The organism is Haloactinomyces albus, from assembly GCF_031458135.1.
GTDB classification, from domain to species: Bacteria; Actinomycetota; Actinomycetes; order Mycobacteriales; family Pseudonocardiaceae; genus Haloactinomyces; species Haloactinomyces albus.
On sequence record NZ_JAVDXW010000001.1, the window covers coordinates 1,882,412 to 1,897,268 of the forward strand.

The 14,857-nt window shown below is 66.7% G+C and carries 14 protein-coding genes and 5 pseudogenes; 10 read left to right on the forward strand and 9 right to left on the reverse strand.

Translation table 11 applies throughout. The annotated features are described in order from the left end of the window. Positions 1 to 22: 22 nt before the first annotated feature. Positions 23 to 613: a TetR/AcrR family transcriptional regulator gene (locus JOF55_RS08800; RefSeq protein ID WP_310272353.1), complete on the forward strand. Its 591-nt coding sequence runs from the start codon at positions 23 to 25 to the stop codon at positions 611 to 613. Between the two features lie 140 nt (positions 614 to 753). Here the strand turns inward: JOF55_RS08800 and JOF55_RS08805 are convergent, their stop codons facing one another. After that, a complete protein-coding gene (locus tag JOF55_RS08805; RefSeq protein WP_310272356.1) occupies positions 754 to 1,359 on the reverse strand; it encodes a TetR/AcrR family transcriptional regulator in 606 nt (201 codons plus the stop codon). 121 nt (positions 1,360 to 1,480) lie between these two features. Here JOF55_RS08805 and JOF55_RS08810 point away from each other — a divergent pair, with 121 nt between their 5' ends. After that, positions 1,481 to 2,251, forward strand: coding sequence for an SDR family NAD(P)-dependent oxidoreductase (locus JOF55_RS08810; RefSeq protein WP_310272358.1), 771 nt, complete (start codon positions 1,481 to 1,483; stop codon positions 2,249 to 2,251). 131 nt (positions 2,252 to 2,382) lie between these two features. Here JOF55_RS08810 and JOF55_RS08815 read toward each other — a convergent pair whose 3' ends face one another. Genes JOF55_RS08815 through JOF55_RS08825 form a run of 3 tightly spaced genes read right to left on the reverse strand, consistent with a single transcriptional unit; the run spans position 2,383 to position 5,099 of the window. After that, positions 2,383 to 2,841 (reverse strand): amidohydrolase family protein, encoded by a 459-nt coding sequence (locus JOF55_RS08815; protein ID WP_310272361.1) that lies wholly within the window; start codon positions 2,839 to 2,841, stop codon positions 2,383 to 2,385. After that, on the reverse strand, positions 2,838 to 4,103 hold the full coding sequence (locus tag JOF55_RS08820) for an FAD-dependent monooxygenase (RefSeq protein ID WP_310272365.1): 1,266 nt from the start codon (positions 4,101 to 4,103) through the stop codon (positions 2,838 to 2,840). The genes JOF55_RS08815 and JOF55_RS08820 overlap by 4 nt, the downstream gene beginning before the upstream one ends. Positions 4,104 to 4,139: 36 nt before the next feature. Further along, positions 4,140 to 5,099, reverse strand: a complete 960-nt coding sequence (locus JOF55_RS08825) for a hypothetical protein (protein ID WP_310272369.1) — start codon at positions 5,097 to 5,099, stop codon at positions 4,140 to 4,142. A 51-nt stretch (positions 5,100 to 5,150) separates the two neighbouring features. On the opposite strand from JOF55_RS08825, the gene JOF55_RS08830 reads away from it, so the two are divergent. Continuing rightward, positions 5,151 to 5,798 carry a TetR/AcrR family transcriptional regulator C-terminal domain-containing protein gene (locus JOF55_RS08830; protein ID WP_374727251.1) on the forward strand — a complete coding sequence of 216 codons (648 nt, stop codon included), beginning with the start codon at positions 5,151 to 5,153 and terminating at the stop codon, positions 5,796 to 5,798. 108 nt (positions 5,799 to 5,906) lie between these two features. On the opposite strand, the gene JOF55_RS08835 is transcribed toward JOF55_RS08830, so the two are convergent. Next, positions 5,907 to 6,269, reverse strand: a complete 363-nt coding sequence (locus JOF55_RS08835; RefSeq protein WP_310272375.1) for a putative quinol monooxygenase — start codon at positions 6,267 to 6,269, stop codon at positions 5,907 to 5,909. A gap of 207 nt (positions 6,270 to 6,476) precedes the next feature. On the opposite strand from JOF55_RS08835, the pseudogene JOF55_RS24695 reads away from it, so the two are divergent. Next, positions 6,477 to 6,566 (forward strand): annotated as a pseudogene (locus JOF55_RS24695) (IS982 family transposase); the annotation flags it as partial. Further along, a pseudogene (locus JOF55_RS24440) lies at positions 6,565 to 6,925 on the forward strand (MerR family transcriptional regulator); the annotation flags it as partial. The pseudogenes JOF55_RS24695 and JOF55_RS24440, both read left to right, overlap by 2 nt. Positions 6,926 to 7,522: 597 nt before the next feature. On the opposite strand, the gene JOF55_RS08845 reads toward JOF55_RS24440, so the two are convergent. Beyond that, the gene (locus JOF55_RS08845) at positions 7,523 to 8,137 is read right to left on the reverse strand and encodes a TetR/AcrR family transcriptional regulator (RefSeq protein ID WP_310272381.1); all 615 of its coding nucleotides are present in this window, start codon (positions 8,135 to 8,137) and stop codon (positions 7,523 to 7,525) included. Positions 8,138 to 8,255: 118 nt separating this feature from the next. On the opposite strand from JOF55_RS08845, the gene JOF55_RS08850 reads away from it, so the two are divergent. The 3 genes and pseudogenes from JOF55_RS08850 to JOF55_RS08860 all read left to right on the forward strand — a co-directional run. Beyond that, a complete protein-coding gene (locus tag JOF55_RS08850; protein ID WP_310272384.1) occupies positions 8,256 to 9,749 on the forward strand; it encodes an aldehyde dehydrogenase family protein in 1,494 nt (497 codons plus the stop codon). After that, entirely contained in the window at positions 9,746 to 10,051 is a 306-nt protein-coding gene (locus JOF55_RS08855; RefSeq protein ID WP_310272387.1) for a hypothetical protein, read from the forward strand. Before JOF55_RS08850 ends, JOF55_RS08855 begins: the two co-directional genes overlap by 4 nt. A gap of 467 nt (positions 10,052 to 10,518) precedes the next feature. Then, positions 10,519 to 10,677 (forward strand): annotated as a pseudogene (locus JOF55_RS08860) (NADP-dependent oxidoreductase); the annotation flags it as partial. A gap of 174 nt (positions 10,678 to 10,851) precedes the next feature. On the opposite strand, the pseudogene JOF55_RS24445 reads toward JOF55_RS08860, so the two are convergent. Together JOF55_RS24445 and JOF55_RS08870 are read right to left on the reverse strand one after the other, a co-directional pair. Next, positions 10,852 to 11,226: pseudogene (locus JOF55_RS24445) on the reverse strand (VanZ family protein); the annotation flags it as partial. Positions 11,227 to 11,396: 170 nt separating this feature from the next. Beyond that, on the reverse strand, positions 11,397 to 12,227 hold the full coding sequence (locus JOF55_RS08870) for an SDR family oxidoreductase (RefSeq protein WP_310272394.1): 831 nt from the start codon (positions 12,225 to 12,227) through the stop codon (positions 11,397 to 11,399). Between the two features lie 102 nt (positions 12,228 to 12,329). Between JOF55_RS08870 and JOF55_RS08875 the strand changes: the two genes are divergently transcribed. Further along, entirely contained in the window at positions 12,330 to 13,253 is a 924-nt protein-coding gene (locus tag JOF55_RS08875; protein WP_310272396.1) for a helix-turn-helix domain-containing protein, read from the forward strand. Positions 13,254 to 13,284: 31 nt separating this feature from the next. Here the strand turns inward: JOF55_RS08875 and JOF55_RS24450 are convergent. Beyond that, a pseudogene (locus JOF55_RS24450) lies at positions 13,285 to 14,110 on the reverse strand (SDR family NAD(P)-dependent oxidoreductase); the annotation flags it as partial. 96 nt (positions 14,111 to 14,206) lie between these two features. On the opposite strand from JOF55_RS24450, the gene JOF55_RS08885 reads away from it, so the two are divergent. Next, positions 14,207 to 14,818 carry a TetR family transcriptional regulator gene (locus tag JOF55_RS08885; protein ID WP_310272400.1) on the forward strand — a complete coding sequence of 204 codons (612 nt, stop codon included), beginning with the start codon at positions 14,207 to 14,209 and terminating at the stop codon, positions 14,816 to 14,818. The last annotated feature ends 39 nt before the right edge of the window (positions 14,819 to 14,857 follow it).

The window sequence follows — 14,857 nt, forward strand, 5'->3', positions numbered from 1 at the left end:
GTTCGGATAGTCAAGGGGAGCCATGCGGGCAGACGCCAAAAGGAACCGCGACCACCTGCTCGCCGTAGCGGGCACCGCCATCGCCGAGCACGGCGTCGACGTGTCACTGCGCGACATCGCACGCAGGGCCGGTGTCGTGCTCGCGACGCTGTTGCGCCACTTCCCGACACGCGAGGCGCTGCTCGATGCCCTGCTGCGCACGAGCTTCGACGAGCTGACAGCAAAGGCAACCGAACTCGAGACGTCGAGCTCGCCCGAGGACGCCCTCGTTTGCTGGCTACGCGACTGTGTCGCGTGCGCAACCGAGTACCGAGGCGCGACATCGCTGATGGCCGCCGCCATCGAGGACACCGAATCCGCGCTCCATGCGTCGTGCTCTGCCATGCGCGCCGCCGGCGCGCGGCTCCTCACCCGTGCCCAGGACGCGGGCGTAGCGCGGACCGACATTGACGGCACGGATCTGTTCGCGCTGGTGGCCACGCTCGCGTGGCTCGGCGATCAACCCTCGCTCGCGCCACGCGCCGATCGCCTCTTCGACGTCGTCGCGAGCGCGATTCTGATGAGCGCAGGAAGTGACGATCCCGAGGGGGGACGCCCTCGGGCCCGGAGCTGACATCGCCGCACGCCGACCAGCAGTGCCAGCCAGCACTACCCCTCCGGGCACGCCGGGTCGAGTCAAGCTGCCGACGATTCTGCGGTGGGTGACGCGTCATCAGAGGACCTTGATGAAATCTGCGCGGTGCGTGCGTGACGTCAGAATGCCGCTTCGTCTTCGACGACGCCAGCTATCCCACTGGCCCATGTCCTCGCTAACGAATCGGCGAGGTCGTTGATCTGTGCCTCGGGAAGCACGTGCTGGACGTTGCCCCCGATGGCCAGCTCGGAGACGCCGTGTGCCAGCGACCAGAGTTCAGCAGCGCGTCGGGTGATCTCGTCCGGCCGCAAGTACCGGCCCAGAGCGACCTCGAGCCGTTCCTGGATTCGGCTGGTCTGACGTAGGAGATCTTCGTGCTCGGCCTTGTCGATCCCATGGGCGAACATCACCTCGAACCGGGCGGTGTCCTCGCGCGCAAAGCGCAGGTACTCGAAGGCGATCTGCGCCACCGTGTCGGTGAACCCCTGCTGCGTGGGACGGTTCACGAATCTGTTCTCTAGTTCGATGAAACCGGCCAAGGCTGCTGCCGCGAGCATGGCGTCGCGGTCGGGGAAATGCCGGTAAGGGGCGGAGGAAGATACCCCCACACGGCGGGCGGCCTCGGACACGCTGAACCCTCGCGCTCCGCGCTCGCGTACCAGCTCCGTCGTCGCCGTCAGGAGTGCGTTGCGCAGGTCGCCATGGTGATAGCCACGCTCGGACATCGCCAGACCTCCAATGTTGCAACCTCTCACATTATCTTCTAACCTGATGTATGAACCTCTCACATTCAAGGTACATGGCCGCACGGCTGACGTGCGGGTCTGAACAGCGAAGGGTATCGACATGCGGTACGAGGGAACGACAGCGCTGGTCACGGGGGCCAGCTCGGGGATCGGTGCCGAGTTCGCCCGGCGTCTCGCGCACCAGGGTGCCGACATCGTCGCGGTGGCACGCCGGTCGGACGCGCTCGAAGAACTCGCCGAGGGCATCCGCTCCGAATGCGGGCGGCGGGTGCAGGTCGTTCCGTTCGACCTGTCCGTGGATCGTGGCGGATACCGACTCGCAGAGCAGCTCGCTGACGCAGGGGTGCGGATCGACACCGTCGTCAACTGTGCGGGAGTCGGGCTGAGCCGGGCACTCGCAGACTCCGCTGAGCAGGAGATCCACCGGCAGTTGCGGGTGAACGTCGATGCAACGGTTGAGGTATCTCGCGCCTTTCTTCCGCAGCTCATGGAGTCCGGGGCGGGTGCGCTCGTCAACGTCGCGAGCCTCACCGCCTACATGCCGGTGCCAGGCATGGCGGTATACGCGGCATCGAAGACGTTCGTCGTCCGGTTCACCGAGGCGCTGGCGTACGAGACGCGCTCGACCGGCCTCACCGTCATGGCACTGTCTCCGGGACCGACGGCGACGGAGTTCTACCGCACAGCGCAGGCCCCGGAGGACGGCGTGCGCTTCCAGGCCCCGGAGCAGGTCGTCACGGCCGCGTTCCGGGCGCTGCGGCGCAGAAACCCGCCCAGTAGTGTTGTCTCTGGAGCCCGCAACCGCTGGATCAAGCGGTTGATCACGGCAATGCCGAAGGACACCGTGCTGCGTCTCGCAGATTCTGCCTGATTCCTGACATTCGCGCGCAGTCCTGCCGGCCTGTGCAGTTGATGGTGTCGTCCCCGCAACCACCAACTGCACAACCACGACCAGTTACACCAGTCACCGGGCAGTCCCGGGCGTGCCCATGGCAGACTCCATCAGACCTGGTGCGGTTCGTCCTGCAGGCGCATGCCGGCACGCCAGACACCACGAAGATTGAGGGTGTCGACGATGTGTGTGGTGGGGTCGCCTTCGACAACAACGATTTCGGCTCTCTTCCCGAGCTCGATACGCCCGCGGTCGGTAAGCTGGAACTGCTCCGCGGGGATCCGTGTCGCGGCCTGCAGTGCATTCGTCGGGCTGAGGCCGGCATCGACGAGCATCTGCATCTCGTGATGAACGCTTGCTCCATGCACGATTCCGCCGTGCGTCAATGGGGATGCGTCCGTACCGACCAGGACCGGGACTCCGGCTTCGTGGAGCGCTACCACACTCTCGAAGACGTCGGCAATCCGGCCTTCGGGATAGTTGCTGAAGCTACTGCCGAGCGCGTCGAGCCACTGCCGGCCGAGCCATGCACGGACTCGAGGATCCCGCAGCAAGCGCCGAAGCGTCATACCCCAGCAACGATGAGTTCATCACCAGGCACGGAGTGATGAATACACCGGCGTCGGCCAATGCACTCACGATTTCCACGCCGATGTCCTGGCGCGAGCCTTCGCCAGCCTTCGCTCGCGCGCTGTGCACCCCGAGGCGCAGGATCACCGAGCGAAGTGCCTCGACGGGACGGCTCGACGGCACGAACATCTGCTGCTTCAACCGTGCGGCTCGCTGGTGCTTCCTGATGGGCGGGCGCAACCGTGCTTCCCAGATGGTCAGGGCGGTATCGAGGATCGTCCGGGGACTGCAGCAGTGCCCTGCCGAGTTCGGCACCGCCTCGGAGGGCGGCTGTGGCTCCCATTCCCGAGTAGAGGTTCGGGCACCAGGCCGCGTCGCCCGACAGGGCAACCCGTCCATGGCTCCACCGGGGCTTCTTCACCTGGTGCACCGAGTCGAACAGATAGTCCGGCGTCTCTTCCAGGGCCGCCAGGGTGTGCCGCACCGCGGGGTCGTCCATGTCGGAGAAGACCGTGCGCAGGCGCTCGATCGTGGATCCGGTGGATTCCCGCCGGGTGTCTTCGGTGCGGTAGGTCAGCAGGACGGTGGGGGGCCGGTCGGCGAACCCGAACACCCACACCGCACGCCCTGCGCGGGCGCTGATGATGCTGTCCGTCGCCGCGAAGGACGGTACCTGGTCCTGCAGGGGGAACACGCAGACCATCGCATCCCACTTCGTCATGTAGTCCTCGTGCGGGCCGAAGACCATGCGGCGCACGCGCGAGCGCAGCCCGTCGGCGCCGACGACCAGGTCGAAGTGCTCGCGGTACTGCGCGCCGGTACCCGCCTCCTCGAACAGCACCCGCACGTCGCTGCCGGTGTCGTCGATCTCGACAGGTGTCGTCGCGAACCGCACGTCGATGGGCTCGCCCGCCGCGTCCCCGCAGGTGCTTCGCCAGAGAGCGGCTTCGATGTCGCCGCGGACCACTGCCGCCGGGTCGCCCCGCTGGTGCAGGAATCCCACGCCCGGTACCCGGTTCCCGCGCCGGGTCAGCGACCACGCCTTCCCACCCTCGGGCGGATTGCGGGTGTGCAGATACTCGGCGATACCGAGGTCGACGGCCGCCCGCTTCCCCTCCGGCATCAGGCCGACGAAATAACCACCCGTGCGGCGCTGCGGCGCCCGTTCGACGATCACCGGTGTCCAGCCGGCTTGCCGCAACCCGATCGCCGCGGACATGCCCGCGACCCCCAGCCCGACGACCAATCCGCGCTTGCGCACGATGCCGCTCTCCCCTTCTCCTCGAATCGGATCCGATCAATCCGGGACGATGACGGCGCGGGCGCGTCCCTGGTGCGCCCAGGCCTCGCCGACGCGGCTGAGCGGATAGACGCGATACGGCGCGTCGAAGGTGCCATCGGCGAACCGGGCGAGAATCCCGGGAAGTCGGCCGATCATCTGCGCCTTCGATACCGAGCCCACGCCGCTACCGCTGATCCGGATGCGTCGGCTGCGCAGCAGCGCCGCGGGCAGCGCCACCTCGGCTCCGGCGAGCGAGCCGATCTGCACGTAGTCGATGGCCGCGCTGCCATCGCCCGCGCCGGGCGTTGCCAGTACGGCGAAAGCGGCCTCGGCGACGGGACCCCACACGAAATCGAGCACGAGGGCAGGCTGCGCCTCGGCGACGGCCGCGCCGAGAGCGGCCGTCCAGGCACCGGGTGCGGCGTCCGCGAGGGCAACGGTGACAGCGCCGAGACCGCACAGCCGCTCGAGGGCCTCGGGGTCACGCCCGGCCGCGATGACACGTTTCGCGCCGAGGGACAGCGCCGCCCGCACGGCCAGGCTGCCCGACAAGCCGGTCGCGCCGAGCACCAGCACGGTGCCCAGCTCGCCCGCCTCCTCGCGTCGGCCGGCCAGCGCCATCCAGCCCGACATAGCGGGGTTCATTCCCGCGGCGACCGCGAACGGATCGGCCCCGGCGGGCACATCCACCTCGAACGGGGTGGCCAGCCATTCGGCCATCGTGCCCCACGGCGACCGGGCGAGACCGGTGTAGACCAGCCGCCCGCCACCGGTCCGAGCCACGGCGTCGACGCCCGGCACAAGGGGATACGCCTGCTCGCTGCCGTAGTGGCGGCCGGAAGCCAGTGCGCGGACGACGTGATGCAGACCCGCGCCCACGAGCCGCAGCGGCCGCCGACCCGGCCACGGTTCCAGGTCCGGGAAGTCCGCGCAGACGGGGATCGCTTCGGGGGCGTTGACGACTGCTGCACGCACAACAATCTCCTTAACAAAGTTCAATTACTAGCATTCCTGAACTTTGTTAAAGTGTCAACCGTGGCGAAGGGCATCACGCGGAAGTGCATCGTGGCGGCGGCGCTCGAGCTGCTCAACGAGAAGGGCATGGACGCTCTCACCGTCCGCGCGCTCGCTTCCCGGCTCGACGTCCGAGCCCCTGCGCTGTACTGGCACGTCCGCAACAAGCAGGAACTGCTCGACGAGATGAGCACGGTCGTCATGCGCCGTGTCACCGACACGCTCGCGGGGATCCCTCCCCGGGCGAGCTGGCGTGACGAGGTCGCCACCTACGCCCGCGTCCTGCGCTCGGAGTACCTGCTCCACCGGGACGGGGCCCGCATCTTCAGCGGCACGCGGATCTCCGATCCGGACGTGGTGAAGGCAAAGGAACCCTGGCTCGCGCGCTTGACAGCGGCCGGATTCACGCTCGCCGAGGCGGACGACGCCCTTGAGCTGGTCACCGCCTTCGTGGTCGGCTTCGTCATCGAGGAACAAGAGCGGGACCAGTCGGCCACCACAGACCCCGCCCGTTACTCGCTCGCCGAGCGTGACGCGTGGCTGGGCGACGATGCCGAACTGGTCAAGGCCACCGGACACCTCCGCGACGACGGTGACCAAAGGTTCGAACGGCAACTCGGCATCGTTCTCGACGGGCTCGCGGCCCGCCTGCGCCACTGACGGCCCGGTACGGACGAAGAAGGGCAGGGCCGGGGTCCGCCGGTCAGGTCACCAGACCGTAGCGGTTCAGTGGCGACGTCGGCGCAGCCAAGCCCCGAGCGAGGCGTCTCAGGCTCGTAGATCTCTCTCATTGCGCGCGCGTCGTGCTTGCCGCACTTCATTACGCATGTAGGGGGTCCATTTGGCGCAGAGCGCCATGACGTCCGGTGTAGCGAGGTGTCGATCGAGCGTCTCCTGGGACGCCCATTGCTCGAGTACCGTGACGGCTTCGAGGGTTGCGTCTTCCACGCAAAACGAGATCAGCACGTTCCCCGGGTTCGCTGCAGCGATCGGATAGGTCGCCTGTGACTCGGCGACGAAGGTCTCGACGTCCCCGGCGGGAACGAAGGGCCGACCAGCAACAATGAGGGCCGTCCGCACAGACGGTTGCGTTTCCGCGGTGGTGGCCGCCTCGTCCTGAGGTGGATCCATTGTTCGTTCCAATCCTTGTTGTCCTTGTGCAGATCCTGCATGCACGGAAAACTATGACGCCGGCTCCAGGGAAAATGTGATAAGGGATACAGAAGCGTTCTATTGAGCGAAGTTCTGAATCATGGGAACTAGATGAGCGATTCCGTGAAGATCGTGTCAGGCGTGTTGGTCTGCTAGTGATGAGGGGAAGGTTTTCAAGATCAATGTGTGACCAGAGAACTGAACACCCTCCTGACCGCACTGTACGTACTCGTCGACGATCATGTGATGTCCCCTCACGGGAAGGAAAGGCCCGATGCGAATCGCCGAACTAGCCACTAAGACAGGAGCCAGCGTGCGATCGCTGCGCTACTACGAAGAACAGGGCCTTCTCTCGAGTCATCGCAGCGGCTCGGGACAACGAGCACTACAGCGAAGAAAAGGTCGCACGTGTGGTATACCTTAATCGACTTTTTGCTGCGGGCCTTTCCAGCCGCGCCATCGTGGAACTCCTCCCGTGCGCTGAGTCTCCGAGCGTAGACAACTCCGATGTGGCTTTCACACGAATGCTGTACGAGCGCGACCGCATCAGCGCCCACATCGAGGATCTGATTCGAACCCGCGACGCCTTCGACGCGCTCTTCAGGGCCGATCAGGACCACCGCGCCACCCTTGCCAGTGTCGGTGGCGCAGAACAGGAATGCGCCTCGCGCAGCAGAAGGGGTCTGACACTACTGGCGCCGGAACCGGGCATCAGGCAGATTCAGCCACCAACGGCGAACCGGAACAGCAAATCTGAGTAGCCTCGGTGGCGGAGGTGACCAGTTCGGAGCGGCGCCCGTGGTCGGGGTTGAGCATCAATCCAGCTCGACCGCGAGCCCCGCTCGGTGCCCGGCACCACGGCGGCCCGATACCGCCGATCTGGCCGTTGATCGCGTTGAGCCAGGTGGCCACATTTGCAACCGAAATAGTGCGGGTTGTACCCGGGATGCACGGCATAGGAAGCACAGCGAAGCGCATCCCGTCGCCCCGGAGTTGCGCGAGCAGGATCTCGCCCCGCACCTCGATCAGCCTAGCGTTGACGACTGTCAGAGTGTCGTCGCGGCAAAGTCGTCGCCGACACGATCACCGATGCCTACGGTCGGCTCCGAGATCTCGCGCGCTCCACCTGACAGCAATGCGAACCACGTCTGGCGCGTTCTCGCCGCGGAGGCCGAGTTCGACGGCGGGCGCTGCGAGGTAAACAGCGGTGCAGCGCGCCGAGTACCTGTCGCTCAAAGTCCACCATCGTGTCCGCCGCGGGCCCGACAGCCGATGAGGAGGGTGTCGCACAGGGCGTCGACCCAGGACCGATCCAGCGAGCTCCCGACGAGCAGGCGGAAGTAGACCGCCCCGACGAAGGCGTCGATCACCCGTTCCACGTCGAGATCGGCACGGAAGTGCCCGCTGGCCACACCCGCTCCGAGAACGATCGCGGACTCGCGGCGCAGGGGTCCGGAGAACCGTTCACGGAACAGTCGCTGTGTCTCGGCGTCCCGCTGGGCGTGGGCGACCACGGACGCAGCGACCCGCCCCGACGGACCCGCCAGCGCCGCGGCGAGCGAGGCTACCAACGCGCGGAGGTTCTCCTCCGGATCCCCGCCGCGCGCGGCGTCCAGCTGTGGTCGGAAGCACTCGAGAAAGCTGTCGATCGCCAGTACGGACTTCGACGGCCACCGACGGTAGATCGTCGTGCGTGCTACACCCGACCGTCGGGACACCGCGTCAATGGAAAAGTCATCGATCCCCTCGTCCTCTAGCAGCGCGTAGGCGGAGTCGAGCACCGCCCGCCGAGCCAGTTCGCTGCGTGGGCGCCCGACGGCGCGATGCTCTTCCTCTGCCTCAGCCACCCCGTGATCCTGACACTCGAGTTGAAGTTGCCGCTTTCCGCTACATGTTGTAGCGTAATATCTCGAGACGCCGACGCTACGCCTGCGCCCACATTCAACACGACTGCCAGGAGTACCCATGAGCATCGACCAGGCCGAACGCGGCACCCAGCCCACCCTCCGCAGAGAGCTGTTCATCGGCGGCTCGTGGCGCCCGAGCGCCGACGGCTCCACCACCGGGCTCACCGACCCCACGACCGAGAAAGCCTTCGGCGCTGCGGCGGTTGCGTCTCCGACCGATGTGGATGCAGCCGTACGCGCCGCGCGGACGGCGTTTGACGAGGGCCCCTGGCCGCGGCTGACGATCGTCGAGCGCGCCGAGTACCTCCGCCGGTTCGCCGACGCGCTCGCCGACGACATCGAACCGATCGCGCAGCTGGTGATGCGCGAGACCGGCCTACCCCGCGCCGACAGCCTCGGTGGCACAAAGGCGATGATCACCGTGCTGCGGTACTACGCCGATCTGGCCGACACCGTGACCCTTGAAGAACGCCGGGTCGGCCGTACCGGTGTCTCCACTCTCATCGAGAAGCGCCCCGTCGGGGTCGTCGCCCAGATCGTGCCCTGGAACAGCCCGATCGTCATGGCGGCCTTCAACCTGCCCGCCGCGCTGCTCGCTGGCTGCACAGTGGTGCTCAAGCCCTCCGAGCTCACCCCGCTGAGCGCCGGCTACCTGGCCGACGCCGCAGTGCGTATCGGGCTCCCCGCCGGCGTGCTCAACGTCGTCACCGGTCCGCCAGCGAGCAGCGAGGCACTCGTGCGCCACCCTGCAGTGAACAAGGTGGCTTTCACCGGCAGCACCACCACCGGTCGGCTGATCGCCGAGGCAGCCGCCCCTGGCCTCAAGCACGTCTCCCTTGAGCTAGGAGGCAAAGCCGCAGCCCTGGTCCTCGACGACGCGCCCCTCGCCCGCATCGTCGACACGATGGTCCCCGCGATGATGTTCAACAACGGGCAGATGTGCCTTCAGCCGAGCCGACTGCTGGTTCCCCGCCACCGTCAGCAGGAGATCACCGATGCCCTCGCAGCGAGATTCGCCGAGGTTGTCGTCGGAGCTCCGTGGGACCCCGACACCGAGGTCGGGCCCCTGATCAGTCGCGGCCAACATGACAAGGTCATGGGTCTGCTCGCCTCAGCCGTGGACGAAGGCGGTCGGTTCGTCGTCGGCGGCGGCCGCCCGAAGGATCTCGACACCGGCTACTTCGTCGAGCCCACGATCATCACCGACGTCGGGCCCCGCTCGCGGGTCGCCACCGAGGAGATCTTCGCTCCCGTCCTGGTCGTGATCGCCTACGACGACGAAGAGGAGGCCATCGCCATAGTGAACGACACCGAGTTCGGCCTCAACGACGCCGTCTACAGCGCAGACCCCGATCGTGCACTCGCCATGGCCCGCCGCATGGACAGCGGCAGCGTCAACATCAACAACGGCCAATACCTCGACGTCGCCGTGCCCTTCGGCGGCGTCAAGCAGTCGGGCTACGGTGTCGAACTGGGCCCTGAGGGGCTGGAGGCCTACTTCCACCACCGCGTGATCTACCTGGATGCAGAGCCGTTCCACGGACTCGGGTGAGGTGTCACGCCGCCGCGCACCAGATTCGGATCAGCACCCTGCGGCTAGTCGAGGCCTACACCGCGGCCGGGATGGTCGATGACGACCGCGCACTCACCACCGCCCGGTGGTTCGCCGACACCACCACCGGTCTGCTCGCGCCGATGCGTGGCGAACTCGACCGCTGGTTCACCGTCATGTTCCAGGGCAGCGCCGCCCCACCCCGCAGCCGTCCCCGGTCCGAGCAGATTGCTGCGGCACTGCCCGTCTCGGGCGCATCTTGTGTGCCCCAAACACCGGATACAGGGCGCCGCCGCGTTTGAGCGTGCGCAGGAAGCGACCGCTGCCGCGACCCCCGACCGCGTCGACAGCACATTCGCGCTCGCCGATACCGGGCAGCGCACGAGCGGGCCGCCCGGGGCACCTTCAAGGCAAGATCGTCCTCACGGTCGCCTAACCTAGGGAACGATCCCCGCGCCGTGTGCCGGGCCGCTGGGCGTGGCACACGGCGCTTGTACGGAATCCGACAAGTTCGCCGTCACGGGCACCGAGGAGCACCAACTGGTCATCTACTACCCCGAACCGGGAATCGAATCCGCGGAGAAACTAGCTCTCCTTGCTCCTTCCAGTCCGGGGACCTGCTTGCGTACAGTCCGGACCGCGCTGGCGCAACGACCGCTGAGGATCCGGCCGTGATGCCGGGTCTGAGTAGCAGCCGTACAGGATCTGGTCCGTTTATGTGGACCACTGATCCGATCAGTATAGCCTGCAAGGCGGACAGGAGAGAACGATGCCAGCGCACACGATGAGGGCGGTCAGGCTGCACGAGCACGGCGGCCCCGAGGTTCTGCGCTACGACGAGGTTCCGCTCCCCACGTCCGATCCGGGTGAGGCACTCGTTCGAGTTAACGCGATCGGCGTCAATCCTCCGGACTGGTACCTGCGCGAACCCAATCGACAGGACCGCAACAACGCCGGCCGCTTCACAGTTCGCGCCCTGCGTTCGTCTTGCTGGCGCGACTGGTGAGCGCGATCGTGGCATTGGCCAGCAGGACGGCGAGGAGGCGCCGATGGTGTTCATCGCCCAGTCATTGGTGTCGCAGGCGCGCCCGATGGCAGGCACCATGGCCTGGACAACCTCGACCGCAGCGGAAAGGCTCGTACTGGCCACAACCGTCAGCAGCCGTCGCCGGGTTGCCAGCGTGGCGAAGAAGACCGGTGGGAAGAACACCGCCACATTGGCCAGCAACTCCACTCTGGTCGGAGTAGGTACGTAGAACTGGATTGCGCACGCAACATCGCCCACCCGGCTAGAGGTCGGCACAAGCGTCAGCACGACGATCGGCAGCACGGACACGATCACGAGCGCCCACAGGGTCCGGTGCGCGCACCGGTGGGTGCGCAAGATCAGGTAGCCGACGCCAACACAGGCGGCGACCACCAACAGCAACAGGACCGGTACCAGCGCCGAGTTGTCCAGCAGAAAGTTGGTGATCATGACGGGGACGATCCCCCGGCTCTCGAACCGCGGTGACCGACGCCCGCTCGGCCCAGTACCTGACGCCCTGCCCCCACATCAATACGCGTATCGGACGTGCCGTCCCACGCAGACGTCGCCGATACTGTCGTTCGGAACCCGGTCCCCCGTATCGAATTCGAGGTTGGTGGTTAGTCGGCTGATTCGACCGACAGGGCAACGTCCTTGCGCGCCCGCAGATCTTCCAGCCGACTTTCCAGCGCGCTGACGATCGGTGTCCACGAATCGCTCCCCAGCGGCAGCCGCAGCGGCGCGGGGTCCTGGTCCACGTTGTCGATCATGGCCGCAGCCATCCGTGCGGGATCACCGGGAGCGTCGACACCGGACTCCAGGGCCTGACGGACGGTGGAGGACGGGGAGACGTCGTAGGCATCAAGCTTGGGAGTCAGGCGAAGACTACTGCCCGCGAAGCTGGTGCGGGCACCACCCGGCTCGACGATGGTGACGCTGATATTGAACGGGGCAACCTCTGCTGCAAGAGCCTCCGTAAAACCCTCGATGCCCCATTTGGCGGCTTGGTAGAGGGTGCCGCCGGGGTGCGCCGTGTGACCGCCGACCGAAGACAGTTGCAGGATGCGGCCTCCGCCGTCGGCGCGCAGGTGCGGGAGGGCGGCACGGAGGAGCTGGATTGAGCCGATCAGGTTCGTGTCGATCTGGTGCCGAATTTGGTCATCCGTGGCTTCCTCCGCCGCGCCGAACAAGCCATAGCCGGCGTTGCTCACGACCACGTCCAGTCGTCCGAAACGCTCGTGCGCGGCATCCACGACTTCCCGAATGCGGGGCGTATCGGTCACATCGAGGTGCCACACGTTGAACGCGTCGGGGTAGTCGGCGGTGAGGTCGGCCACCGCCTCCAGACGACGAGCGGTGCCCGCCACGCGCTTCCCCTGCGACAGCAGCTGCTCAGCGAGCTCCCGGCCGAAGCCGCTGCTCACTCCGGTGATGAACCACGTATGAATCATGGCTTCAGTCTCACTCGTCCTCGCGCATGCAGCCAGAACCCCACCGAGGGGGGTGCCAGCAGGGTCATGCAGGTCAACCCGGCGCGAATCTACGATGGGGGCGTGGACCAGAACAGGATCGGAGAGTTCCTGCGCGCCAAGCGGGACCAGGCCCGACCCGAAGACGCGGGCCTGACCGTTACCAGCCATCGGCGGGTGCCCGGCTTGCGCCGCGACGAGGTAGCGCTCCTGGCCGGGATCAGTACCGCGTATTACACCCGCCTGGAACAAGGCCGTGATCGACGCCCCTCTGCTCAGGTTCTCGATGCCGTGGCACGCGCCCTCACCCTCGATGCCGGGGCCTCCGCCCACCTGCACACCCTCGCCGACACCGCACCCCGCCAGCGGCGGCGCGCGCGGAGCCGGAGCGAGCGAGTCCGCCCCAGCCTCGCCCAGTTGATCAGCACCTGGCACGACACACCCGCCTATATCGAGGGCCGCTACCTCGACATCCTTGCCGCGAACCCGATCGCGATCGCGCTCTCTCCCGTCTTCACCCCCGGAACCAACGTGCTGCGTTCGGTACTGCTCGACCCTGACGCCGATGCGGTCTACTCCGACTGGGAGGGAACCGTGGCCGGTCTGGTTGCCCTCTTGCGCGGTACGACTGGCGCCAATCTCGACTCACCGCGGCTGACCGACCTGGTCGGCGAACTGAGCCTGAAGAGCGACCTGTTCCGGCGCCTGTGGGCCCGCCACGACGTACGTCCCCACCCCGGCCACGGGACCTACCACATCGACCATCCGCAGGTCGGCGACCTGCGCATGGAATTCGACAAGTTCACCGTCACAGGCTCCGAGGAGCAACAGCTGGTCATCTACCACGCCCAACCGGAAACCGAATCCGCGGAGAAACTCACCCTCCTCGCCTCGCTCCAGTCCAAGGATCCTGATACGCCCGGTTCGCGCAGTCCGGACCACGCAGGCACCACGACCACTGACGATCCGGCCCGGCTCGCACCTTCCCCGACACAGCGATCACGATGACGGTACAACCGCTTTCACACTTACCGTCGGCCAACAGTTCTTCAGAGCGATTCCACAGTCGACGGGCGAGCTCGATGTCGCGTGTCTGTGGGCTGATGCGCTTGGCGGGCCTGCGTTTCTCGTAGTAGGCGCCGGATTCCCAGTCGACACCGGGCCGGCTCTCGGCGAGCCAGACCAGCTGGTCCGCACCCTTCTCCGGCGGGATCAGCATGGCGCGGGTGATCCGGTTGGTGGTGACGAACCTCATCAGCCGGCTCTCGGACTGAGTTCCGAACCTCGTCGCGACATTGCCGGGGTGGAACGCGGCACTCGCGATACCCCGCGAGTGGTAGCGACGATGCAGTTCCTTCGTGAACAGGATGTTCTCCAGCTTGGCCGCGCTGTAGGCCCGCACCGGGGTGAAGTGCCAGTCGTGGTCGAGGTCGTCGATGTCGAGTTTGCCGGCCATGCGTGCGCCGACGCTTGAGGTCTGCACGACTGCTGCCCCGGATGCGGTCAGCTTGTCGATCAGCAGCGTAGTGAGGAGAAACGGCGCCAGGTGGTTGGATCTGGAAGGTCTTCTCGAAGCCGTCGACGGTCTTGGCACGGTCGCCGAAGACGCCGCCTGCGTTGTTGGCGAGCACGTCGATGCGGGGATATGCGGCGTCCAGATCGGCGGCGAGCGTGCGCACCTCATCGAGCCGGGCGAAGTCGGCGAGATAGTGGTCCGCGCCGATCTCGCGGGCGATGGTCTCGGTCTTCTGCGGGGAGCGCCCGACGATGACGACACGGTGACCGTCCCGGTGGAGCTGCCGGGCGGCCGCGGCGCCGATACCGTCGCTGGCTCCGGTGACGACGATGATTTTGCCCTGGTTCATGGTCTTCCCCTGATGCTGTAGCGACGTCGTGTGACAGCGTACGCCTACTTTGTCAGTTACTGTCAATTTCGACTACGTCTGCTAGCATGGGCTACCATGACCGAGAAACAGCTCGGCCTCCGGGAGCGCACCCGCCGGGCGGTGCGGAACGAGATTGCCGAAGTCGCGAATGCGCTGTTCGTCGAGCGCGGTTTCGAGGCCACGACCATCGAGGACATCGCAGCGGCCGCTGGCATATCCCAGCGCAGCGTCCTCCGCTATTTCCCCTCCAAGGACGAGATCGTCCTCGGCAAGTTCGACCTCGTCGTGAACGACATGCTTGCCGCCCTGCGGGCACGGCCGGCCGACGAAGCTGTCTGGACCTCACTCCACCGTGTGTTCGATGGGCTGGTATCTCTCGCGGAAACACCAGGCCACGAGAAGTTGATGGAGCCGATCCATCGGGTGATCTTCGAGACCCCCGCGCTGCTTGCCGGTTACCTCCAAAAGCTGCAGCACATGCAGGATGCCGTCGTTGCCGAACTACTCGAACGCGCCGAGGCGGCAGGCACGCCCTACGAGGCCGACGACCCAACACCCCGCGCCCTGACTGCTGCGGCATTCGGATGCCTGGTGGCCGCGCAACACTCCTGGCTCGCCTCCGGCGCGACGGGCTCCTTCGCCGACGCGCTCGACCGCGCCATGGCGACTGTCGGCCCCCGCGCCTGATACACCAACCGCGAAGCCCGGTTTCCGCCAATCCTGCGC